This is a genomic window from Stenotrophomonas sp. PD6 (genome assembly GCF_049199305.1).
Taxonomy (GTDB): Bacteria; Pseudomonadota; Gammaproteobacteria; order Xanthomonadales; family Xanthomonadaceae; genus Stenotrophomonas.
Genome location: NZ_JBLZQD010000001.1, coordinates 429,926 through 453,233 on the forward strand (window position 1 = coordinate 429,926; position 23,308 = coordinate 453,233).

Below are 23,308 nucleotides of genomic sequence, written 5' to 3' on the forward strand. Positions count from 1 at the left end.
GCGTGGCTCTACGCGATCGCTCCGCAAATCGTCCTGCCGCGCTCGTCTCAACGCGCCGACAACAACCCGCGCCGTTTGAACCACCATTCCAGCGGCAGCGTCACCAGCGGCGGCACGGCGGCGAGCAATGCCAGCCCGGCGGCCCACCACGGCCAGCGCAGCTTCACCGCAGCCAGTACGGTGACCACCACGTAGACCATGAAGGCCACGCCATGCACCGGTCCGAACAGCGCCACACCCGCGCTGGTCGGCTCGGCCGCGTGGTACTTGAAGTACATGCCGACCAGCAGGCCGGCCCAGGTGAACGCTTCGAACAGGGCCACAACGGCGAACACACGACCCATCGGGTGCATCGGAACAGTAGCGCGCAAGACGATCTCGGCAACGGCGGCAAGGCCGGCCATCATACCGGCTTGCCGCGAATGCAACGCGTTCGCAGTCAGACGAACATGCCACCCGACGCTTCGACACGCTGCGCGTTGATCCAGCCGGTCTGCGGCGACAGCAGCGCAACGACGACCGGGCCGATGTCATCCGGCTTCCCGGCACGCCCCAGCGCCGTATTGCCCGCCACCATCGCGTTGATCTTCTCGTCGTCGCGAACGTGCCCGCCGCCGAAATCGGTTTCGATCGCGCCCGGTGCCAGCGTGTTGGCGCTGATACCGCGCGCACCCAGTTCCTTGGCCAGGTAGCGGCTGAACACCTCGATGCCGCCCTTCATCATCGCGTAGGCCGAACTGCCCGGCAGCGCGAAACGTGCGAGACCGCTGGAGACGTTGAGAATGCGGCCGCCATCGACGATCAGAGGCAGCAGCGCCTGGGTGAGGAAGTACGGGCCCTTCAGGTGTACCGCGACCAGGTGGTCGAAGGCGGCCGGCGTGGTGTCGGCGATCGGGGCGTAGTGGCCCTCGCCTGCGTTGTTGAACAACCCCTGCAGTCCGGAAGCACCCCAGGCCTGCAGCTGCGCCTGCACGGCCGAAGCGAACGCCGCGAAGCCGTTGCTGTCGGCCATGTCCAGCGGCAGTGCCGCCGCCCGCCGACCCAGTGCCTCGATCGCGGCGACAACCGCGTTGGCGGCGTCGGCCTGGTTGCGGTACGTCAGGATGATGTCCGCGCCATCGGCGGCCAGCGCCAGTGCCGCGTTGCGGCCCAGCCCACGGCTGCCGCCGGTGATCAGTACGGTACGTTGCGAAGCGGTCATGTCGGTGTCCTCGTTGGGGTGGAACCAGACTATTGATATTGCAGGAGCACATAAATCGCGCGATCCTGATTTGACTGTCCAAACCACGCGAACAATCCATGGATCGTCTCGACCAGTTGCGCAGCTTCCTGCGGGTTGCCGAACTCGGCTCCTTCACCGCCGCCGCCGACCAGCTCGGCCTGCCCAAGGCCAGCGTCTCGCTGGCCGTGCAGCGGTTGGAGGCCGAGGTGGGCGTGCAGCTCCTGCACCGCACCACCCGCCGGGTGCAGCTCAGCGCCGATGGCGCCCAGTTCCAGCAGCGCGCCCGCGACCTGCTCGACGACATGGAAGAACTGCAGGGCATGTTCCGCCGCGACACCGGCCAGCTCAAGGGCCGGCTGCGCGTGGACATGTCCAGCGGCCTGGCGCGGCAACTGGTGGTGCCGCACCTGCCGGCGTTCCTGGACCGCCACCCGGGGTTGGAGATCGAACTGAGCGGTACCGATCGCCGCGTCGATCTGGTGCGCGAGGGCTTCGACTGCGTGCTGCGGGTCGGCCCGCTGGACGACAACACCCTGGTGGCGCGGCCGCTGGGCGTAATGCACATCGTCAACTGCGCCAGTCCCGGCTACCTGGCCTCGCACGGCATGCCGCAGACGCTGGACGACCTGGCCGCGCACGCGCTGATCCACTACGTGGGCACGCTGGGCCAGCGCTCGCCGGGCTTCGAGTACCACGACGGCCAGGAATACCGCAGCCTGCCCATGCGCGGCGCGGTGACCGTCAACAGCGGCGAGGCCTACAGTGCCGCCGCGCTGGCCGGGCTGGGCATCATCCAGGTGCCGCGGCTCGGCGCCCGTCAGGCGTTGGCGGCCGGCACCCTGGTCGAGATCCTGCCGCAGTGCGTCGCCGAACCGATGCCCGTCACCCTGCTCTACGCCCAGCGGCGGCACCTGCCGCGGCGGGCGGCGGCGTTCATGGACTGGGTGGCGGAACTGCTGGTGCCGGAACTGCAGCGGCGGGATTGAGCATTCCCGCTCATTCACGCAATATCGTGCACATACATGCAGCCAACATGTACACTCCGGCACACGAAACCGCACTTTCCTGCACGTCTGTGCACGATTGGCGGCCCTGCGCTGACTGCCGAGACCTGCCCATGACTCCCGATACCCTGCCCGGCGAACGCCAACAGACCATCCTGCGCCTGCTGCGCGAACAGGGCCGCGTGTTCTCGGCGCAACTGGCCGTGCAGATGGCGGTCTCCGAAGACTCCATCCGCCGCGACCTGCGTGACCTGGCCAGCCAGGGCCTGTGCCGCAAGGTGCACGGCGGCGCATTGCCCGCCGCACCGTCCTTCCCACCGTTGCCCGCACGCCATGCCCAGCAGGCCGCACAGAAGCACGCCCTGGCCGTCGCGGCGGCGGCGCAGGTGCGCCCGGGCGAGTGCCTCCTGCTCGACGCCGGTTCCACCAATAGCGCCATCGCGGCCTGCCTGCCCGTGCAGCAGGGCCTGCATGTGATCACCAACGCGCCGGACATCGCGCTGGCACTGCTGGCGCGGGGCGGCATCGAGGTGAGCCTGATCGGCGGGCGGCTGGATGCCCGTGCGGGTGCGTGCATCGGCGCGCAGGCACTGGAGGCGGTCGGCGGGTTGCGTGCCGATCTGTGCTTCATCGGCACCTGCGCGGTGGACGCAGACGCCGGCCTGTGGGCCATCGATGGCGAAGAGGCCCCGTTCAAGCGTGCGCTGCTGGCGGCCAGCAACCGCTGCGTCGCGGTGGCCACCAACGACAAACTCGGCACGCAGGCGGCCTACCGCGTGGGCGGGCTCGAGCAGATCGACCTGCTGGTGATCGAACACGATGCGCCGGACGCGCAGGTACAGGCGTTCCAGCAGCGCGGCGTGGACATCCTGCGCGCCGCGCAGCACTGAGGCCGCACCGATGACGATCACTACCCTGCCCGCCCGCGCCGCGCGTGCCGAACAACACGCTACCCGTGCCGCGTTCTTCCTGCCCGGCTTCGCCACGGCGGCCTGGGCGCCGCTGGTGCCCTTCGCCAAGACACGCACCGGCCTGGACGAGGGCACGCTGGGGCTGGTGCTGCTGTGCCTGGGCGCAGGCTCACTGTTGGCCATGCCACTGGCGGGCGTGCTCGCCGCGCGCTACGGATGCCGCGCCGTGATGATCGGTACCCTGTTGATGGTGATGGCCAGCCTGCCGCTGCTGGCCATTGCACCCACGCCGTGGACGCTGGGGCTGGCGCTGTTCGTGTTCGGCGCGGGCGTGGGCGCCTGCGACTGCACGATGAACATCCAGGCGGTGATGGTGGAGCGCGACAGTGGCCGGCCGATGATGTCCGGCTTCCACGCCTTCTACAGCATCGGCGGTGCGGTCGGCGCGGCGGCGATGACCGCGCTGCTGGCGCTGCGCCTGGCACCGCTGTGGGTATGCGTGCTGGCGTCGGCCACCATGGTGGCGGTGCTGGGGTTGTCGGTGCGCCACTGGCGGCGCGACCGTGCGCCAAGCGGCGCGCCGGTATTCGCCATGCCGCATGGCGTGGTGCTGGCCATCGGCGTGCTGTGCTTCGTCGCCTTCCTGGCCGAAGGCGCCATGCTCGACTGGAGCGCGGTGTTCCTGCACGAAGTGCAGCAGCTGCCGCCGGACCGTGCGGGGTTGGGCTTCATGACCTTCGCCATTGCCATGACCGTGACCCGCCTGGTCGGCGACGGCGTGGTGGCCCGGCTGGGTCGCCTGCGCGCGATCCTGCTTGGCAGCATCGTGGCCGCCGTGGGCTTCGGCGTTGCCACCTTCGCGGGTGCGCTGCTGCCGGCGCTGCTGGGCTACGCGCTGATCGGGCTGGGCTGCGCCAACATCGTGCCGGCGCTGTTCTCCATGGCGGGCAACCAGAAGGCGATGCCCGAGAGCTTGGCGATCCCGGCGATCACTACCTTGGGGTATGCCGGGGTGCTGGCCGGGCCGGCGTTGATCGGGTTTGTGGCGCAGGGGAGCAGCCTGGTGGTCGCGTTCTGCGCCGTTGCCGTCGCGTTGCTGCTGGTGGGCGTGAGCGCGAGGTGGGTGCGCGCGTAGGTCCACGCCATGCGTGGCTGCTCTCCGTTCCGGCATCATGAACACTGACGGATGTCTTCGGCCGGATCTAAACGCCGGAGGGATGTCGAGCGCCGCGTTTGCGCGATGTCGGACGCTTGTGCCGCGCTGCGCGCGGTTGCCACGCATGGCGTGGCACTACGAATTTTTACGTGCGCAGGACGATCGCGCTGTAAGAGCGTATTGCCACGCCATGCGTGGCTGCCCGGAACCGCCTACCATCTCATCATGATTCTGATGGCAGGCCACCCGATGACCCAAACCTTCAATCACAGCCGCGCCGCCTTCCGCGCCCTGCACGCCGATGGCTGTTTCGTGCTGCCCAATCCCTGGGACATCGGCAGCGCCCGCTACCTGCACAATCTGGGCTTCAAGGCCCTCGCCAGCACCAGTTCGGGCGTGGCCTGGAGCCTCGGCCGCGCCGATGGCCAGCTGTCGCTGGACGACACCCTGGCCCACCTGCGCGACCTGGTCGCGGCCACGCCGCTGCCGGTGAACGCCGACTTCGGCGATGGCTTTGGCGGTGACCCTGCGCGGATCGATGCCGCCGTCGTCCGCGCCATCGCCACCGGCGTTGCCGGCATTTCCATCGAAGATGCCTCCGCCGATCCCGATCATCCGCTGCGTTCGCTGGACGACGCCGTGGCGCGCATGCGCGCCGCCCGCGCGGCGATCGACCGCGCCGGCGAAGACGTGCTGCTGATCGGCCGTGCCGAGAACTTCTTCGTCGGCCGCCCCGACCTGGACGACACGATCACGCGCCTGCGTGCCTACGCCCAGGCCGGCGCAGACTGCCTGTATGCGCCGGGCATCAGCACGCGCGAACAGATCGAAACTGTGGTCGCCGCCGTCGCGCCGAAACCGGTGAACCTGCTGGTCGGCAGCGCCGTGCCATTCACGCTGCAGGACATCGCCGCGATGGGGGTGCGCCGTGTCAGCGTCGGCGGCGCCATGGCGCGCACCGCCTGGGGCGGACTGATGCGCGCCGCGCAGCAGATCCACGACGAAGGCCGCTTCGACGGCTTCGCCGATGCGGCCAGCGGCGCTGCGCTGAACCAGCTGTTCCGCTGACGGCGCGTGGCGCCTGGATCAGTGCGCCAGGGCGTAATCGATCGCCGCGCACACCGCGGCCACCTGGGCATCGTTGCACTGCTGCGGGGTCGCGCGCGGGCTGTCCGGGTAGACCTCGGTGGTGGTGGTATAGGTCGCACCGGTGATGCTGGCGCACAGGCCAAGCTTCTTCAGCGGGTACTCGATCACCCCCGGCGCCACCACCGGCGAGCCGATGATCTCGTTCTTCTCGTCGGCCGGCGCGATATGCGTCACCTGCTCCACCGCCGCGTTGACCGCCTGCTGGAATGCCGGCTGCGGGTTTTCGCTGTCGTCCACCAGATAGAAGCCATCGGGAATCCCGCCCGGCTCGAACGGCTTGCCATCGCGTGCGGCCAGCGCCGGGCGGAACTCGCTCTCGTCGCTGTCGGTGGTTTCATGCAGGTCGATATGCAGGCGCATGCCGTCGCGCAGCGGTGCCACCAGTGCCATCAGCGCCGCCGATTCCTGCGCCGGGCTGTCGGCCACGAACGAGCGGTTCGGATCGATCGCATCGGCATTCCAGCGCTGGATGCGCTCATAGCCCCACGGGCTCACGCACGGCGCCACCAGCACGTTGGCGCGGCCGGCATAGTCGGCGGCACGCGTGGCCAGGAACTGCAGCGCACCTTCCACGCCGCTGGTTTCATAGCCATGCACACCGCCGGTGACCAGCACCGACGGCAGCGCCGGGTTCCAGTCGCGGCTGCGCACGGCGAACAGCGGGTAGCGGTGCGGCGCATAGTCGAGCGTGCCGTACTGCACCACATCGAACCGCTCGCGCAGCGTCTCCAGCACCGGCAGCACGTCGTCGGCATAGCGCCGCACCGGCACCTGACGCGCCCGCCACTGCGCCTTTTCGTCGTCGCCCCAGGCCTGGCCAGGGGTGCCGATGGGATAGAAGCGGGTGTCGTTCATGGCAGAGCTCGCGAGTGGTCACGGAAGAGCGCCATTTTAGCCTGCGTCCGGGTGTCGTTGCCCTGCGCTACGGGGTGGAGCGGTATTGCGCCTCCGTTACCTGCTCCAGCCAGGTGACCGGCGAACCGTCCACGGATTCGGCGATGGCGATGTGGGTCATCGCCACGTCGGGCTTGGCGCCGTGCCAATGCTTCACGCCCGGCGGAATCCAGACGATGTCGCCCGGGCGGATCTCCTGCGCGGGCTTGCCCCACTCCTGCACGCTGCCCACGCCGGCCGTGACGATCAGGGTCTGGCCCAGCGGATGGGTGTGCCACGCGGTGCGCGCGCCGGGTTCGAAGGTGACTGTCGCACCGCCGGTTCGGGCCGGTGCGTCGGTGCTGAACGGCGCATCGATGCGCACGGTGCCGGTGAAGTAGTCCGTTGCGCCAGCCGCAGAGGCGGTGGTGCCGGCGGGTGTGATGCGGATAGGGGCGGCATCAGCTGGGGTAGACGAGGACATGGGATTGCTCCTGGGCCTGGGGTACCGGTAGGGTCGCATCCCGATCGACTGCAGGTGATGATGATCGCGCCGGTAACGGCATGACAATCAACGGAGTCCTGCGTGTCTTCGTGCAGAACGCCTATCCCGATCATGGGTCATGCCGCCATCGGTTGTTGAGCCCCCATCACACCGCTTGAGTTCATCAATGGTGCGCGCCCATGATGTGGGCGCATGACTGCCATGCGCCCCCTGCCCCACCCCATGGCCCGTGAGAACTTCAACGACCTGCAGGTCTTCGTCATCGTGGCGCGCGAGCGCAGCTTCACCCGTGCCGCCGCGCAGCTCGGCGTCTCGCAGTCCGCGCTGAGCCACACCGTGCGCGGGCTGGAGGAGCGGCTGGGGGTGCGGCTGCTGACCCGCACCACGCGCAGCGTGTCGATGACCGAAGCCGGCGAGCGGCTGTACGAAAGTGTCGGGCCGCGTCTTGAAGAGATCGAGGCGGAACTCGCGGCCGTGGCCGAGTACCGCGACCACCCGGCCGGCACGATCCGCATCACCACCTCGGAACACGTGGCCAACCGGATCGTCTGGCCACGGCTGGCGAAGGTGCTGCCGCGCTACCCCGACCTGAAGGTTGAGCTGACGGTGGACTACGGCCTGGCCGACATCGTGGCCCAGCGCTACGACATCGGCATCCGGCTCGGCGACCGCGTTGCCCAGGACATGATCGCGGTGCCGATCAGCGGGCCGCAGCGCATGGCCATCGTCGCCAGCCCCGGCTACTTCCAGCACCACACCGCGCCGCAGGTGCCGGCCGATCTGGCCGCGCACGACTGCATCGGCCTGCGCCTGCCCACCCACGGCGGCCTGATGGTCTGGGACCTGCACAAGGACGGCCAGAACGTGAACGTGCGCGTGGACGGGCAATGGACCTTCAACAGCAGCGTGGCGATTCATCGCGCCGCGCTGGCCGGCGCCGGGCTGGCGTATCTGCTGGAAGAGATGGTGCTGGAGGATGTCGCCGCCGGTCGCCTGCAGCGGGTGATGCTCGACTGGTGCGATGTCTTCGCCGGGTTTCATGCCTACTACCCGAGCCGCCGGCAGTCCTCCAGCGCGTTGCGTGTGGTGATCGAAGCGCTGCGGGCGTAGCGGCGCATTCTGATCGACGACGTGCGCGTCTACCGGTACAGCGCCTGTTTCGATTGTGGGTCATGCCGTCATCGCACGTGGACGGGCTACGTGCAGTCGATTGGGATGCGACCCTACCAGTGCGCATTCCCTCAGCGTCCCGCCGCAGCAGGCGGCGGAATCCCCTTACGGACGCAGCAGCACCTTGCCGTTGCGGCCGGGTTGCAGGCTGGCCTTGGCGGCCTCGGCGATCTGATCAAGACCGTACACCCCGTCCACCGGCAGGTTCAGGCCACCGGCCGCCGCCAGTTTCAACAGCTCGCCGACCAGCCGGCGCTTGTCTTCCGGCGCCATGGCCTGGCTGACCTTGCTGCCCCAGAAGCCCTTCACCGTGGCCTGCTTGAAGATCACGTCGCCCGAGCCGATCTGCATCGGCTCACCGGTCATCGAGCCGAACGACACCAGCGTGCCGCCTTCGGCCAGCAGCGTCATCAACTCGCCGCTGGCGCGGCCGCCGACCGAATCCACCGCCGCCACGATCGCACCCTTGCCCACCCGTGCCTGCACCTGCTCGATCCAGTCCGCCTGCGCGGTGGAGATCGTGTGGTCGATGCCCAGCGCCTCCATCTCCGCAACACCCGCATCGCGGCGAACCAGGTTGAGGCAATGCACGCCACGCGCCTTGGCCAGCATCGCCAGCGCCTTGCCGACCGCGCCATTGGCCGCGTTCTGCAGGATCCACTGGCCAGGCTCCACCTGCAGGAACTCCAGCAGCATCAGCGCGCTCAACGGCATGGCGATCAGCTGCGCGGCGGTGTTGTCATCGATGCTGTCCGGCATCGGAATCACCATCCGCGCCGGCGCGATGAACTGCTCGGCCCAACTGCCGTGCACCGAGGCGGCGCTCACCCGCTGACCGACCTGCAGGCCGGTGACGCCTTCGCCCAGCGCGTCGATCACGCCGGTCCCTTCGCTGCCGCCGATGGCCGGCAGCGTCGGCTTGTAACCGTACTGGCCGCGCACGGTCCACAGATCATGGTTGTGGATGGGGGCCAGCACGGTGCGGATCCGCACCTCGCCTGCAGCGGGTTCCGGGGTAGGCATTTCGCCGCCGTGAAGCACCACGGTCGGGTCGCCAAACTGGTCATGCAGTGCAACGCGCATGGGGGTCTCCTTCTACGAATCCAGGGGCGCCGGTCGCGGCCGGCGACGATCAACGGCGGTGACGGTGTGCCGCCACCACGCCCGCGCGCGGCGTGCGCCAGGCACGCGCGCGCAGCAACAGGGTCTGCAGCACCAGCAGTACCGCCACCGCCAGCGCCAGCACGGCGACCGTGTCGGCACCCGGCAGGCGCCACTCAGACTGCTTCACGTATACGCCCACCAGCGCCCACACCACCGCGACCGGATAGGCGAAGTGGCCGCGTAGCCGGTGGTTCATGGTCCAGGCCAGCAGCGTGGCGATGGCCAGCAGCACCAGGCTCCACGACAGCATGTTGCCGGTGGGCAGCCACTGGTAGGCCACGATGACCTGCGCGGTATTGAGGAAGGCAGCCATCGTCAGCCAGCCCGCGTGCAGGGCCAGCGGATAGGCAGCGAATGCGCGCTGGCCGGCACTGGCGGTGGCCGGTGCCGCCCGCACGGCGGCGACCAGCAGGCACAGCAGCGCCGCCCAGATGATGGCCAGCGCGGGCAGGAACCACTGGTTGGAGAACACCGGCATCCACGCCGCGGTGAGGACGAAGCCCACGGTGGCCCAGCCACGTACCCGGGCGTTGTCATCGGGCTTGCGGCGGCGCAGCTGCCACAGCCCGAACAGCACGTTCCACAGGAAGATCACGCCCCAGATCGAGAACGCGTAGCCCGCCGCGACCAGCAGCGTGGGGTAACGGTCGGAAATCGCACCGTTGGTCGGGCCGAACTGACCGGTCTGGGACAACCACGCCACCGCTGGCATGGCCAATGCGGCCAACAACACGATCCAACGCATGCACCCGCTCCTGCTCAAAGAGCGCTGACGATACGCGCATTCTGGTTAAGAAGGTGCCATGGCAAGCGCACCTTTCAACCCCGCTCAGGGTGCTCGTGGCTGTGCTTGAGGCCCTTCAACGCGCCGCTGCCCCCTACGAAATGCCGCAAGATCGGCGCGTGTTCGTTGCGGTGCAACGCCCTCACCTGCTCCTGCAGCGCCCGGTCTTCGGCCGTCACGCGCTCATGCTGGCGCAGGTGCTCGATCCACGAGCTGGTCACGAAATACTCCAGGTGCACGCCCGGGGTGGCCACGTCCTCGGCCACGCTCCAGATCACCGCACCGTCGCGGCGCCGGGTGCGCCCCAACTCACCCATCAGCGCATGGAATGCCGCGCGGTCGGCCTCGTCGATGCGGTATTCCACGGTGACCAGCACCGGACCGCGATCATGCGTGACCGGCACCGCCAGCTCCGGCGCAGGCCAGTGACCGGCCGGGCGCAGGTCCAGTTCTTCGCTGCCGGCGATGCGCACGCGCCACACCAGCAGCCCAGCGATCACCGCGCCGATCGCGGCGGCGGTCAAGGCCAACGGAATCGAGGTGCGCTGCGCGATGCTGCCCCAGCTCAGGCCGCCCGCCGCCATGCCCAGCGAGAACACCATGATGTACAGCGACAGTGCACGCGCGCGCACCCAGGCCGGTACCGCGGTCTGCGCGGCGATCTGCAACGAGGACAGCACGGTGATCCAGGCGAAACCGTTGACCAGCATGGCCACCGGCAGCACTGCCATGTGCCGCAGCCAGGCCAGCCCCAACAGACTCAGCGCACACGCCAGCGTGGCCAGCAACACCAGCAGGTCACGATCCATCCGCGCGCGCAGGCGCGGCAGCAGCAGCGCGCCACTGACCGCGCCGATGCCGATGCAGCCGAGCAGCAGGCCATACGTGCCCGCCCCGCCGTGCAGCTCGCCACGCACCACCAGCGGCAGCAAGGCGGTGAGCGCACTGGCAAAGAAGAAGAAACCCGCCGATTTGATCAGCACCGCCTGCAACCGCCCGGCCCGCATCGCATAGCGCAGCCCCGCGCGCAGGCCCGCACCGAAGCCCTCCGGCGGCAGGCTCGACGCCTGCGGATCGGTCTTCCAGTTGAACAGCACCCACAGCATGGCTGCAAAGCTCAGCGCGTTCAGGCCGAACGCCCAGCCGGCGCCGAGCTGCGACACGATCAGGCCGCCGATGGCCGGGCCGAGCGAGCGCGCGATGTTGATGCCGATCGAATTCAGCGCCACGGCCGAGGCCAGCATCGGCCGCGGCACCAGTTCGGACACGATGGCCGCCTGTGCGGGCACGGCCATGGCGGCGCCGCAGCCCATGGCGAAGGTCAGCGCCACCAGCAGCGGTGGGGTCAGCATCGACAGCGCGGTGAGCGTGGCCAGGGTCGCGGCCACCAGCAGCATCCAGCCCTGGGTGAACAGCAGGTAGCGGCGGCGGTCGACGATGTCGGCCAAGGTGCCGGCCACCAGGGCCAGCAGCACCACCGGCACCGTGGTGGCCGACTGCACCAGCGCCACCATCAGCGGCGAGCCGGTCCGCTCGGCCATCACCCATGCCGCGGCCACATCGTTGACCCAGGTGCCGACGTTGCTGCCCAGAATGGCCAGCCACATCGTACGGAACAGCCGGATCTTCAGCGGTGACCACGCGCCGGCGGCTGCGTTGGGGACGGTATCTACCATTGCCATGCTCCTACTACCGATGCAAACAGAGAGTCGCGGCCACCGGCCGCGCGCAAACCGGGGCCGGCCTCGAACCAGGCCAGCTGGCCTTTCCAGGTCCAGTGGTTGCTGGCCTGCCAGCTGGTTTCCCACTTGTACTGCTGGCCGATCCGCCGCGGCGTTCCGGCGGTGCCGGGTACCGCCGCCAGCGGCGCCGGGGTGGTGTAGATGGCGTCGCTGCGCTGGTGCTTCCAGGCCAGCTGCACGCCAAGTTCGGTGCTCACGTTCGCGTGCGGCGCCAGCGTCAGCGTCGGCTGCACATCCATCAGGTTGGCCGGTGCGAGCAGGCTGGCCTCGCTGAAATACGCCGACTTCGGGTACATCGCGTTGAAGGTCCCCAGCCGCTCGTCGCTGGCGTTGCGGTCGCCGCTGGCGATGTCCAGCTTCACGCCGATCCGCGGCTGCCACGGCGCATCGGGCCAGCGCACGCCGCTGTCGCTGGCCAGCGTCCACGCGCGGATGGCCAGGTCGCCCTGCCCGCCCTGCCTGCGCGCCAGCGTGCCGCGTTGCGCGACCGCTTCGATATTGGCGTCCCAGCGCGGGTGCCGCGCGAACCAGCGCGTGCCCAGCGAGGTGCGGCGCTCGTCGCCGGACGCACTGGCGAAGCGTGCGCCATCGCGGCCGTAGTCCAGCAGGTACAGGTCCAGCCCGTTGCCGGCGCGCGCGCCCTGCCAGGTCGCATAGCCGCCGAGCAGATACTGGCCGCGATCGCTGCGGTCGTCGAAGGCGCCCATGCGGTTGTCGACCGGCCGCAAGGCCATCGCATCCAGCGTCAAGCCACCCTGCTGCCACCGCGCGCGGACGCCATCGAAGGCGAGCCGGATGTTGGGGCCATCGCGCACCGACAGCAGCCGCGAGCTGCCGTACGCCGCTTCCTGCCGCCCCAGCTGCCAGCTCAGATGGTCGCCGTGCCAGCGCACGTAGCCCTGCTGCAGGTCGAGCGCGCCGCGGTCGGTGCCGCCCGGTCCGCCGTCGCGCCCCTGCTCGGCGTGCACGCCCAGCTGCACCATGCCTTCCCAGCGGTCACGCCGGATCGCTACCGAGCTCAGCGCGCGCAGGAGGCCATAGCCATCCTCGCGCCCCTGTATGCCGAAGCGGGTCGGGTCGTAGTACATGCCGCGCAGCCGCAGCGAGGCGTCCAGCTGCGCCTCGCCACCGCCGTCCAGTGCAATGCAGCGGCCCGTTGCATCGGGCGCACACGCGACCGCCAGCGACGGCAGCGCCGCCGCCACCGCCAGGCTCAGAACGCGAAGCACGAACATCCCAGCGCGCCCCAGAAGGCGTTCGGCGCATCGGTCGGCACCGCGTGTGCTGCTGCGTGGCCGTGGCCATGGGTGCGGCACGCGCCACCCTGGCCATGCGCATGCGCGTGCGCCACCAGGCCGGTGGCCGCACCGCCCACGTGGTAGCCGCCGAAGCGGTTCACCGGCGACCAGTCCGGCATCGCCGGCGGCAGTGTCGGCGCCAGCGGGCCGAATTCGCCGTCGCCGTGCACCACCCGCCCACCGACCACGGTCAGCACGCTGGTGATATCGGCAATGGCGGCATCGTCGACCGCGAAGAAGTCCGACGACAGCACGCAGAAGTCGGCCAGCTGGCCAACGGCCAGCGTGCCCTTGCGGCCGTCGTCGCCGGAGAACCACGCACTGCCCTGCGTCCACAGGCGCAGCGCTTCTTCGCGTTCGAGCAGGTTCTCTTCGCCATACAACGCCAGGCCGCCCACGGTGCGACCGGTGACCAGCCATGACAGTGCCACCCACGGGTTGTAGCTGGCCACGCGGGTGGCGTCGGTGCCGGCGCCAACCGGCACGCCGGCCTGCAGCATGCGCCGCACCGGCGGCGTGTGTCGGGCCGCCTCGGCACCGTAGCGCTGCACGAAGGCCTCGCCCTGGTAGGCCATGCGGTGCTGGATGGCCAGGCCGCCGCCGAGCGCGCGGATGCGCTCGATGTTGCGCGGGGTGATGGTCTCGGCGTGGTCGATGAACCAGTGCAGGCCGTCGAACGGGATCTCGCGGTTGACCTGCTCGTACACGTCCAAGATGCGGTCGATGCTCTCGTCGTAGGTGGCGTGGATGCGGAACGGCCAGCGCTTCTCCACCAGCAGCTTGACCACCTGTTCCAGCTCCGGCTCCATGCCCGGCGGCAGTTCGGGGCGCGGTTCGTTGAACAGTTCGAAATCGGCCGCCGAGAACACCAGCATTTCACCGGCACCGTTATGCCGCAGCAGGTCGTCGCCCTGGCGCGGCGCCAGGATTTTGCTCCAGTGCTGGAAGTCCTGGACCTCCTTGCCCTTGCTCTGGGTGAACAGGTTGTAGGCGATGCGCACGGTCAATTCGCCGTCGCGGTGCAGCTGCTCGATGACCTGGTAGTCCTCGGGGTAATTCTGGAAGCCGCCGCCGGCGTCGATCACCGAGGTGATGCCCAGCCGGTTCAGCTCGCGCATGAAGTGTCGGGTGGAATTGGCCTGGTAGTCGATCGGCAGCCGCGGCCCCTTGGCCAGGGTGGCGTACAGGATCAGCGCGTTGGGCTTGGCGAGCAGCAGGCCGGTGGGGTTGCCGAGGCTGTCGCGCGCGATCTGCCCACCCGGTGGGTCCGGGGTGTTCTTGTCGTATCCGCAGGCGCGCAGCGCGGCGCGGTTGAGCAGCGCGCGGTCATACAGGTGCAGCAGGAACACCGGGGTGTCGGGCGCGATGGCGTTGAGTTCGGCCAGCGTCGGCAGGCGTTTCTCGATGAACTGCTCGGCGGTGAAGCCGCCCACCACCCGCACCCACTGCGGTGCCGGCGTGTTGTCGACCTGGGCCTTCAGCATCGCCATGGCATCGGACAGCGAACGCAGCCCGTCCCAGCGCAGTTCCAGGTTGTAGTTGAGCCCGCCCCGGATCAGATGCGTGTGGCTGTCGTTGAGCCCAGGCACCAGCCGGCGGCCGCCGGCATCGATCACGGTGGCGCCGGTCAGCCCGGCACGCACGTCGGCCTCGGCACCGATCGCGGCGATGCGGCCGTCCACCACCGCCAGCGCATCAGCCTGTGGCAGGCGGGGATCGAGTGTGGTGATGCGGGCGTGGCGGATGAGCAGGGTGGACATCGGTTTCTCCAACGAATCAGCAAAGGCGCGCCCGGCTACCCCGCACGCAGCGCGAAGCTGCCGGGCCCGGCCAGGGCGATGGCGCACAGCGCCAGGGTCCAGAACAACGGGTATTCGATACCGCCGCGCATCCAGAACCAGCCTTTCGGCAGCGCCAGCAGCGCGGTGAAGGCGAGGAACAGCGCGGCGATCACGGCGGCGATGCGGGTCTGCCAGCCCAGCAGCACGGCCAGCCCGCACAGCACCTGCACGCTGGCCAGCAGCAGCGGCACCGGTGCAGGCGCCGGCAACCGGTAGCCACGCAGCTCGTCGGCAAACCCGGCCAGGCCGGGGCCGCCGAACCAGCCGAACAGCTTGCCCAGCGCGTGCGGCAGCAGGAACCCTCCCGCCGCCACCCGCAGCACCAGCAGCCCCACGTCCAGGCCGGTGGCGCCCCCCACCTCAGTGGCCGCCTTCCTGCGCGCCGAACATGGCCTTGGCGTACTGGATGCCGAGGCCATAGCCGCCGGCATGCTCGCGGGCGATGCCGGTGGTGAGGCCATAGGTCTCGCCGCGTGCCCAGTCACGCTGCAGTTCCAGCAGGTACTGCACGGAAGTGATCGGTACCGCGCCGGCCTGCACCATGCGCATGACGGCGCGCTCGTGCGCCTCGTCGCTGACATCGCCGCAGGCGTCGGTGATCACGTACACCTCGAAGCCCTGTTCAATCGCCGACAGCGCCGGGCCGACGATGCATACGCTGGTCCACAGGCCGGCAAGCACCAGGCGCTGCTGGCCGATACGGTTGATCTCCGCGATCACCGGCGCGTCCTCCCAGGTGTTCATCGAGGTCCGGTCGAACACCTGCTGGCCCGGGAAGACCGCCGGCAGTTCCGGGAACAGCGGGCCGGAGAACGAGGTCTCGGCCACGGTGGTCAGTACCACAGGCACCTTGAAGCCCGCCGCACCCTTGGCGATCAGCGCCACGTTGTTGCGCAGCGCGGCGATGTCGATCGAACGGGTGGCGAAGGCCATCTGCGACTGGAAGTCGATCAGGACCAGGGCGTGGTTGGTGGGCGACAGCAGCGAGGTGCCGGGCACGGCAGTGGCGGTGGTCATCGGGCGTCCTTGGGAAGGCAACTCAGGGGATGCGCCATGGTCACCCCGCGCGCGTGCGCGCCCTACCCTCATATGGGTGGTGGCCGCGGCTACCCTTTCGGGGGATCCGCCACGCGGCGCCGGTGCGGCGCCTCCCCTGAAAGAGTGGCCCCGGACTGCCCCCAGCCTGCGACAATCCGGGGACCTCCAGCGGTGCTGGCGACGCAACCCGGACATTCTGCATGACCCTCACGCCCTCACCGATCGGCATCCTGGTGGTCGACGACCATCCGCTGCTGCGCGATGGCCTTGCCGCGCTGCTGGACATGCAGCCGGACATGCGCCTGCTCGGCGAAGCCGGCGATGGCGAGGAAGCGGTGGCCCAGTACCTCGCCCTGCGCCCGGACGTGGTGCTGATGGACCTGCAGCTGCCAAAGGTGGACGGCGAAGAGGCCATCGCGCGCATCCGCCAGCATGACCCGCGTGCGCGCATCATCGTGCTCACCACCTATCGCGGCGACGTCCGCGCGGTGCGGGCGCTGCAGGCCGGCGCCAGCGGCTACCTGCTCAAGGACATGCTGCGCCACGAACTGGTGGACACCATCCGCACCGTGCACAGCGGCCGCCGCGCCGGCATTCCAGCGACACTGGCGGCCAGCATCGCCGCGCATGTGGTGGAAGACAGCCTGTCGCCGCGCGAAACCGAGGTGCTTGGCCACGTCGCCAGCGGCTGCTCGAACAAGGGCATCGGCGAGCGGATGGGCATCTCCGAGCAGACCGTCAAGGCCCACATGAAGAACATCATGGAGAAGCTCGGCGCCCGCGACCGCACCCATGCCGTCACGCTCGCCCTCAAGCGCGGCATCATCAGCCTCGACACCGACCCGTAGTGACGGCCCATGGCCGTCAACCACGCACCACCGGAACGAAGCCGATCAGCGCAACCGCACCACCAGACTGGCGCCTGCGGCGACCGTCGCCAGCGTCGCCACGCCTGTCCACCCGAAGTGCGCCAGTACCACCGCACCCAGCGCCCCGCCCGCCGCCATGCCCAGGAACACCCCGGTGAACAGCAGCGCGTTGAGCCGGCTGCGCGCCTCCGGGGCGAGTCCGTAGACCAGCGTCTGGTGCGATACCAGCGCGGCCTGGAAGCCGAAGTCGAACACCACCGCACTGATGGCCAGCAACGGCAGGATCGCCGCGCGCGGCAGCCACGCGTCCAGCAGCAGCATCGCGAACCCGAGCAACGCGATCCCGATGGCGATCCGCGCCACCGCGTGGCTGCCCAGCCGGTCGGCCCAGCGCCCGGCCAGCGGCGCGGCCAGCGCGCCCGCCGCACCGGCAATGCCGAACGCACCGGCCACCGCACTGCCCAGCTGGAAGCGGCTGTGCAGCATCACGGCCAGGGTTGACCAGAACGCACTGAACCCCACCGCCAACAGCCCCTGCGCCAACACCGCACGGCGCAGCTGCGGCTGCGCGCGCCACAGGTGAACCAACGAGCGCAGCAGCGCCGGGTAACGCAATGACGTGGTGGGCGCCAGGTGCGGCAGCTCGCGCGCCAGTGTCAGTGCCATCAGCACCACGGAGACGGCGGCGATGCCGAACATCGCCCGCCAACCCAGTGCCTGCGCGACCAGCCCGCTGGCCACGCGCGAGAGCAGGATGCCCAGCAGCAGCCCGGTCATCACCTTGCCCACTACTGCACCACGCTCGGCCTCGGGGGCCAGCATCGCCGCAGTGGGCACCACATCCTGCGCCACGGTGGCCATCAGGCCGATCAGCAGGCTGGTGAGCAGCAGCGTCGGCAGGCTGCCGGCGAGCGCGGCAGTCGCCAGCGCCGCGGCCAGCACCAGTGACTTGAGCAGGATCAGCCGCCGCCGGTCGACCCGGTCGCCCAGTGGCGCCAGCAGCAGGATGCCCAGCGCGTAGCCCAGCTGGGTCAGCGTGGGCACCATGCCGGTGGCCTGCGGTTCGCTGCCCAGCCCACTGGCGATGACGCCCAGCATCGGCTGGCTGTAGTAGATCGAAGCCACCGAAAAGCCGGCCCCTGCCGCCATCGCCACGATCAGCCGGGACGGCACGGTGGCCTGCACCGGGGCCAGGGGCGCTATATGCACGCTGGACATGAGCCACTCCACACATGAGAAAGTGGCGCCAGCATCGCGCGTGTGGGTAAGGGTGTGTAGTAGGCTTGGGTACATATCCATCATACGGGAGGCGTATGACCACCACCACCTCGGCCGTCGGCGCGGACCGGATCGACCTGCTGCACACCTTCGTCCGCATCGTCGACAGCGGCAGCCTCTCGGCCGCTGCCCTGCAGCTGGGCACCACCCAGCCCACCGTCAGCCGCCGGCTGCAGGCACTGGAGCGCTTGTTCGGTCTTCACCTGCTCAAGCGCTCCACCCACCAGATGACCCTCACCGAAGATGGTGAGCGCTGTTACGCCCACGCCCGTGCGCTGGTGGACGAGTGGGAGGCGATCCAGGCCGACCTGCGCGGCGAAGTCGATGTGCCACGCGGACGCTTGCGCGTGGTGGTGCCGCACGCCTTCGGCCAGGCCCAGCTGCTCGATCCCATGCTGCAGTTCATGGCCCGCCACCCGCAGGTCACCCTGGAATGGATGCTGGAAGACCAGCCGCCGGACTTCATCGCCGACGGCATCGACTGCGCCATCCGGGTCGGCGGCGTACATGAGCCACATCTGGTCGCGGTGCCGCTGGCCGAAGTACCGCGCATCGTGATCGCCGCGCCGGCGCTGCTGGGCGCGGCCGACCCGCATGACCCCGCCCTGCTGCCGCGGCTGCCATGGATCGCCCTGACCACCTTCTACCGCGAGCGTTTCAGCCTGCTGCCTGCCGACGATGGCCCCGCGCTGCGGGTGGACATCCAGCCGCGCCTGCTCACCGACAACCTGTTCGTGGTGCGGCGTGCCGCACTGTCCGGGCTGGGCGCGGCGGTGGTGTCGGCCTGGCTGGTGGCCGACGACCTGCGTAACGGGCACCTGCTGCAGTTGGTACCCGGTTGGGAGGCGCCGCCGCTGCCGGTGCACCTGGTGTATCCCGCTTCCCGGCAGATCCCCTCACGCCTGCGCGCCTTCATCGACGCGATGAAGGCCAGCCTGCCGCACACCCATGGGATGCGCGCGCTGCCCCTGCCACCGCGCCCGGCGGCCCGGTGAGTTTGCACTGACTGGATAACATAGCCTCTGCTATATTGAGGGCATGAGCGCGGACCCCCTCTCCCCGTCGACCAGCGCCTGGCCGCAGCCCACCGGCGACGGTCCCAGCCTGGGCGACATGCACGCCAGCGTTGCCGTGCCCAGTGGCGGCCATTGGTGGTTCCGGCTGCTGGCGTTCCTGGGCCCGGGCTACATGGTCTCGGTCGGCTACATGGACCCGGGCAACTGGGCCACCGACATCGCCGGTGGCGCCCGCTTCGGCTATCTGCTGCTGTCGGTGATCCTGCTCTCGAACCTGATGGCGATCGTGCTGCAGGGCCTGTCTGCGCGGCTGGGCATCGCCACCGGCCGCGACCTCGCCCAGGCCTGCCGCGACCACTTTTCAAAACCGGTAAACCTGTGCCTGTGGGTGCTGTGCGAGATCGCGATCATCGCCTGCGACCTGGCCGAGGTGATCGGCACCGCCATCGCGCTGAAACTGCTGTTCGGCCTGCCGCTGGTGATGGGCGCGATCATCACCGCCGTGGACGTGGTGCTGGTGCTGTGGCTCATGCACCGCGGCTTCCGCGCGCTGGAAGCCTTCGTGATTGCGCTGTTGCTGGTGATCTTCGCCTGCTTCGCCGTGCAGATCGCGCTGGCCGCACCGCCGCTGCACGCGGTGCTGGGCGGCTTCATTCCGCGCGCGGAGGTGGTGACCAACCCGCATGCGCTGTATCTGGCGATCGGCATCATCGGCGCCACGGTGATGCCGCACAACCTCTACCTGCATTCGTCCATCGTGCAGACCCGCGCCTACCCGCGTACCGACAGCGGGCGGCGCAGCGCGTTGCGCTGGGCGGTCACCGACAGCACCATCGCGCTGATGCTGGCGCTGTTCATCAATGCCTCCATCCTGATCCTCGCCGCCGCCGTGTTCCATGCGCAGGGCCGCACCGACGTGCAGGAGATCGAGCAGGCCTACGAGCTGCTCTCGCCGATGCTGGGCGTGGGGCTGGCCTCGACCCTGTTCGCGGTGGCGCTGCTCGCCTCGGGCATCAATTCCACCGTGACCGCCACCCTGGCCGGGCAGATCGTCATGGAGGGCTTCCTGCGCCTGCGCATCGCGCCGTGGGCGCGGCGCCTGATCACGCGCGGCATCGCGATCGTGCCGGTGGTGATCGTAACGGCCATCTATGGCGAACAAGGCACCGCGCGGCTGCTGGTGCTCAGCCAGGTGCTGTTGTCCATGCAGCTGCCGTTCGCAGTGATTCCGCTGGTGCTGTTCGTCGGCAACAAGGCACGCATGGGCGCGCTGGTGGCGCCGAAGTGGTTGTTGACGCTGGCGTGGGCGATTGCCGCGGTGATCGTGGTGTTGAATGTGAAGTTGTTGGTTGAGACGGTGGGGTGACGTTGCCCGGCCCTTGACCTCAAGCATGGTTGAGGTGGCATTGTCTGCGCATTCCCTGCCGGAACCCATGATGACCACAAACCTGCCCCCCTCCCAACACGATCTCTGGAATGGCCCCGCCGGCGATGCCTGGGTTCAGGCGCAGACGTTGCTCGACGGCATGTTCGCGCCCTTCGAGCCCTTGTTGGCCGATCCCCTTGATGCCCACCCCGACGCGCAGGTGCTGGACGTCGGCTGCGGCACCGGCGCGGTCTGCCTGGCCATCGCCGACCGGCTCGGCCCATCAGGCCACTGCACGGGCGTGGACATCTCCGCGCCGATGATCGCGGTCGCGCGCGAGCGCGCCGCCGCAGCCGGCAAGGACATCGACTTCATCGTGGCCGACGCCCAGCAGCACGCCTTCGCACCGGCCAGCCTCGACCACATCGTGTCGCGGTTCGGGGTGATGTTCTTCAACGATCCCGTGCAGGCCTTCCGCCGCCTGCGCGGCGCCCTGCGCTCCGGAGGCAACCTGCACGCCATCGCCTGGCGCAGCCCGGCCGAGAATGCGTTCATGACCACCGCCGAACGTGCCGCCGCGCCGCTGCTCGCACTGCCGCCGCGCGCGGCCGACGGCCCCGGGCAGTTCGCGTTCGCCGACGCGGGCAAGGTGCAGGCCCTGCTGCGCGACAGCGGCTGGACCAGGATCGAGATCACCCCGCTGGATGTCCGCTGCAGCATCGCCCGTGAGGACCTGCCCACCTACGTCTCGCTGCTGGGCCCGGTAGGCCAGGCGCTGCGGGCAGAAGGATTGGACCCGTCGACCCGGGCGTCGGTACTGGCAGCGGTCGTCGATGCCTTCGCCCCCTTCGTGCAAGGCGACCGGGTGGTGTTCACCGCCGCGTGCTGGTCGGTGCGGGCGCAATAGCCGGCAGCACCTGCCGTCACCTACCCGCCACCATTCGTCCCAGCGCGCCTGTCATTCGCCCCAACGCCAATGACAGCAAGGCATCGCAGGCACATGCTGCGGCCACCGCCCCTCGCTGTGGACCCCCATGAAACGTCGCGACTGCCTCAAAGCCGGCCTCACCCTGCCCCTGCTCCCCCTTGTCCAGAAGGCGGCCGCGGCCACCGGCCCGCGCCCCGCCGCCGGCCTGACCCGGGTCCGCCCGGGTGCCGCCGGTTGGCCCGGTACGAGCGACTGGGACCAGCTGTCCCGCGCCGTCGGCGGCCGCCTCTCGGTGCCGGTCTCGCCCTTCCTCGGCGACGCCGCAACCCGCAGCGAGGCACTGGCGCAGCTCCGCAATCCGTTCTTCATCGGCGACCAGCCCGCGCTTACCCAGACCAGCGGCTACCACGGCGCGTGGCTGTCCCGGCCCAGCGCGCGGGTGGTCAGCGCCGCCAACAGCGCCGATGTCGCCGCGGCGGTCAACTTCGCCCGCCGCCATCGGCTGCGGCTGGTGGTCAAGGGCGGCGGGCACAGCTACCACGGCACCTCGTGCGCACCGGACTCGCTGCTGGTCTGGACCCGCGCCATGAACCAGGTCGAGTTGCACGATGCCTTCGTCGCGCAGGGCGCCGCGGCAGGCACCGCCGCACAGCCGGCGGTCAGCGTGGGCGCCGGCGCCATGTGGATCGACGCCTATAACGCGGTCACCACGCACGGCGGACGTTACGTGCAGGGTGGCGGCTGCACCTCGGTCGGGGTCACCGGCCTGGTCACCGGCGGCGGCTTCGGCAGCTTCTCAAAGGCCTTCGGCACGGCGGCGGCCAGCCTGATCGAAGCCGAAGTCGTCACCGCCGACGGTCGGGTGCGCGTGGTCAACGCCGACCAGGAGCCGGACCTGTTCTGGGCGCTGAAGGGCGGGTGCGCCGGCAGCTTCGGCGTGGTCACCCGCATGACCCTGCGTACCCATGCCCTGCCGGACACGTTTGGCGGCGTGTCGCTGAAGGTGCGGGCCGACAGCGACGAGAGCTGGCACGCGCTGGTGGTCGAGACGCTGCGCTTCTGCCGCGACACCCTGTGCAACCCGCACTGGGGCGAACAGCTGCGCTTCGGCGACGAACGCACACTGGGCGTATCGATGGTGTTCCAGGGGCTGAGCCAGGACGCCGCCGCGGCCGCGTGGGGCCCGTTCGTCGCGTGGCTCGCCGCGCGGCCGCAGTACACCCTGCTTGATCCGCTGCAGGCATTGGCCTTGCCTGCGCGGCACATGTGGGACGCGGACTTCTTCCGCAGGCACGCGCCGCACCTGATTGCCGAGGACACCCGCCCTGATGCGCCGCGCATGCGCATGCTGTGGAAAGGCGACCAGAGCCAGGTGGGCTGGTACCTGCACGGGTATGCCTCGGCCTGGATGCCGTCGGGCCTGCTCGATGATGCGCAGCGCGAGGCCGCCGCGACGGCGATCTGCGCGGCGGCGGCGCACATGCCGGTCGAACTGCACTGCAACAAGGGCCTGTTCGGCGCGCCGGCCGATGCGCTCGCGGCGAGCCGTGCGACGGCGACGCATCCTGCCGTGCTCGACGCGTTCGCCCTGGCCCTGATCGGCAACGCCGGCGGCCCCGCCTATGCCGGCAGTGGCGGCACGGTCGATGAAGCCGACGCCCGCGAGGGTGCGGCTCGGGTGCAGCGCGCCTACCAGCAACTGCGCACGCTGCTGCCGGCCGCGCCCACCTACGTATCCGAGTGCGACTATTTCCAGCGCGACTGGCAGCAGTCGTTCTGGGGTCCGAACTACCCGCGCCTGCTGGCCGCAAAACGCCGCTACGACCCCGAAGGGCTGTTCGTGATCCATCACGGCGTGGGCAGCGAGGACTGGAGCGCGGACGGCTTCGAACGACGGCGCTGAGAACGGCGGCGCTGACGGCTATGCGGCAGGTGCACCCGGTTCCACTCTGCCGTAGCCTGCGTGGCACCCGTCCGTCCCCGGAGATCGCCCC

The 23,308-nt window shown here is 69.7% G+C and carries 22 protein-coding genes; 10 read left to right on the top strand and 12 right to left on the bottom strand.

From position 1 onward, the window contains the following. Positions 1–47: 47 nt before the first annotated feature. Both ACOZHM_RS01680 and ACOZHM_RS01685 read right to left on the bottom strand, forming a co-directional pair. Positions 48–353, bottom strand: coding sequence for a DUF3817 domain-containing protein (locus ACOZHM_RS01680; protein WP_421567473.1), 306 nt, complete (start codon positions 351–353; stop codon positions 48–50). Between the two features lie 86 nt (positions 354–439). Continuing rightward, entirely contained in the window at positions 440–1,201 is a 762-nt protein-coding gene (locus tag ACOZHM_RS01685; RefSeq protein WP_421567212.1) for an SDR family NAD(P)-dependent oxidoreductase, read from the bottom strand. 98 nt (positions 1,202–1,299) lie between these two features. Here ACOZHM_RS01685 and ACOZHM_RS01690 point away from each other — a divergent pair, with 98 nt between their 5' ends. From ACOZHM_RS01690 to ACOZHM_RS01705, 4 genes are all read left to right on the top strand, one after another. Further along, entirely contained in the window at positions 1,300–2,208 is a 909-nt protein-coding gene (locus tag ACOZHM_RS01690) for a LysR family transcriptional regulator (RefSeq protein WP_421567213.1), read from the top strand. 131 nt (positions 2,209–2,339) lie between these two features. Next, positions 2,340–3,116 carry a DeoR/GlpR family DNA-binding transcription regulator gene (locus ACOZHM_RS01695; RefSeq protein WP_421567214.1) on the top strand — a complete coding sequence of 259 codons (777 nt, stop codon included), beginning with the start codon at positions 2,340–2,342 and terminating at the stop codon, positions 3,114–3,116. A gap of 10 nt (positions 3,117–3,126) precedes the next feature. Further along, positions 3,127–4,272, top strand: coding sequence for an MFS transporter (locus ACOZHM_RS01700; RefSeq protein WP_421567215.1), 1,146 nt, complete (start codon positions 3,127–3,129; stop codon positions 4,270–4,272). A 270-nt stretch (positions 4,273–4,542) separates the two neighbouring features. Next, positions 4,543–5,361, top strand: a complete 819-nt coding sequence (locus tag ACOZHM_RS01705) for an isocitrate lyase/PEP mutase family protein (RefSeq protein WP_421567216.1) — start codon at positions 4,543–4,545, stop codon at positions 5,359–5,361. 18 nt (positions 5,362–5,379) lie between these two features. Here ACOZHM_RS01705 and ACOZHM_RS01710 read toward each other — a convergent pair whose 3' ends face one another. Further along, positions 5,380–6,297, bottom strand: coding sequence for a M14 family metallopeptidase (locus tag ACOZHM_RS01710; protein ID WP_421567217.1), 918 nt, complete (start codon positions 6,295–6,297; stop codon positions 5,380–5,382). Between the two features lie 67 nt (positions 6,298–6,364). After that, positions 6,365–6,799 (bottom strand): (R)-mandelonitrile lyase, encoded by a 435-nt coding sequence (locus ACOZHM_RS01715; protein WP_421567218.1) that lies wholly within the window; start codon positions 6,797–6,799, stop codon positions 6,365–6,367. Between the two features lie 243 nt (positions 6,800–7,042). On the opposite strand from ACOZHM_RS01715, the gene ACOZHM_RS01720 reads away from it, so the two are divergent. Next, entirely contained in the window at positions 7,043–7,930 is an 888-nt protein-coding gene (locus tag ACOZHM_RS01720; protein ID WP_421567474.1) for a LysR family transcriptional regulator, read from the top strand. 165 nt (positions 7,931–8,095) lie between these two features. On the opposite strand, the gene ACOZHM_RS01725 is transcribed toward ACOZHM_RS01720, so the two are convergent. The 7 genes from ACOZHM_RS01725 to ACOZHM_RS01755 form a co-directional block, all read right to left on the bottom strand. Next, complete coding sequence (locus ACOZHM_RS01725) at positions 8,096–9,073, bottom strand: zinc-binding dehydrogenase (RefSeq protein ID WP_421567219.1); 978 nt, start codon at positions 9,071–9,073, stop codon at positions 8,096–8,098. A 49-nt stretch (positions 9,074–9,122) separates the two neighbouring features. Then, on the bottom strand, positions 9,123–9,899 hold the full coding sequence (locus ACOZHM_RS01730) for a hypothetical protein (RefSeq protein WP_421567220.1): 777 nt from the start codon (positions 9,897–9,899) through the stop codon (positions 9,123–9,125). Between the two features lie 74 nt (positions 9,900–9,973). After that, positions 9,974–11,614 (bottom strand): MFS transporter, encoded by a 1,641-nt coding sequence (locus tag ACOZHM_RS01735; RefSeq protein ID WP_421567221.1) that lies wholly within the window; start codon positions 11,612–11,614, stop codon positions 9,974–9,976. Further along, positions 11,608–12,915, bottom strand: coding sequence for an alginate export family protein (locus tag ACOZHM_RS01740; protein ID WP_421567222.1), 1,308 nt, complete (start codon positions 12,913–12,915; stop codon positions 11,608–11,610). The genes ACOZHM_RS01735 and ACOZHM_RS01740 overlap by 7 nt, the downstream gene beginning before the upstream one ends. Continuing rightward, entirely contained in the window at positions 12,894–14,738 is a 1,845-nt protein-coding gene (locus ACOZHM_RS01745; protein ID WP_421567223.1) for an amidohydrolase, read from the bottom strand. The genes ACOZHM_RS01740 and ACOZHM_RS01745 overlap by 22 nt, the downstream gene beginning before the upstream one ends. A gap of 35 nt (positions 14,739–14,773) precedes the next feature. Next, the gene (locus ACOZHM_RS01750; protein ID WP_421567224.1) at positions 14,774–15,178 is read right to left on the bottom strand and encodes a DoxX family protein; all 405 of its coding nucleotides are present in this window, start codon (positions 15,176–15,178) and stop codon (positions 14,774–14,776) included. A gap of 1 nt (position 15,179) precedes the next feature. Beyond that, entirely contained in the window at positions 15,180–15,836 is a 657-nt protein-coding gene (locus tag ACOZHM_RS01755; protein ID WP_421567225.1) for a hydrolase, read from the bottom strand. Between the two features lie 221 nt (positions 15,837–16,057). Here ACOZHM_RS01755 and ACOZHM_RS01760 point away from each other — a divergent pair, with 221 nt between their 5' ends. After that, a complete protein-coding gene (locus ACOZHM_RS01760; protein ID WP_421567226.1) occupies positions 16,058–16,705 on the top strand; it encodes a response regulator in 648 nt (215 codons plus the stop codon). 45 nt (positions 16,706–16,750) lie between these two features. Here ACOZHM_RS01760 and ACOZHM_RS01765 read toward each other — a convergent pair whose 3' ends face one another. Then, the gene (locus ACOZHM_RS01765) at positions 16,751–17,875 is read right to left on the bottom strand and encodes an MFS transporter (RefSeq protein WP_421567475.1); all 1,125 of its coding nucleotides are present in this window, start codon (positions 17,873–17,875) and stop codon (positions 16,751–16,753) included. A 164-nt stretch (positions 17,876–18,039) separates the two neighbouring features. On the opposite strand from ACOZHM_RS01765, the gene ACOZHM_RS01770 reads away from it, so the two are divergent. From ACOZHM_RS01770 to ACOZHM_RS01785, 4 genes are all read left to right on the top strand, one after another. Next, positions 18,040–18,999 (top strand): LysR family transcriptional regulator, encoded by a 960-nt coding sequence (locus ACOZHM_RS01770; RefSeq protein WP_421567227.1) that lies wholly within the window; start codon positions 18,040–18,042, stop codon positions 18,997–18,999. A 43-nt stretch (positions 19,000–19,042) separates the two neighbouring features. Beyond that, entirely contained in the window at positions 19,043–20,386 is a 1,344-nt protein-coding gene (locus ACOZHM_RS01775; protein ID WP_421567228.1) for an Nramp family divalent metal transporter, read from the top strand. Between the two features lie 70 nt (positions 20,387–20,456). Continuing rightward, positions 20,457–21,293, top strand: coding sequence for a class I SAM-dependent methyltransferase (locus tag ACOZHM_RS01780; protein WP_421567229.1), 837 nt, complete (start codon positions 20,457–20,459; stop codon positions 21,291–21,293). A gap of 127 nt (positions 21,294–21,420) precedes the next feature. Then, entirely contained in the window at positions 21,421–23,217 is a 1,797-nt protein-coding gene (locus ACOZHM_RS01785; RefSeq protein WP_421567230.1) for an FAD-binding protein, read from the top strand. Positions 23,218–23,308: the final 91 nt, after the last annotated feature.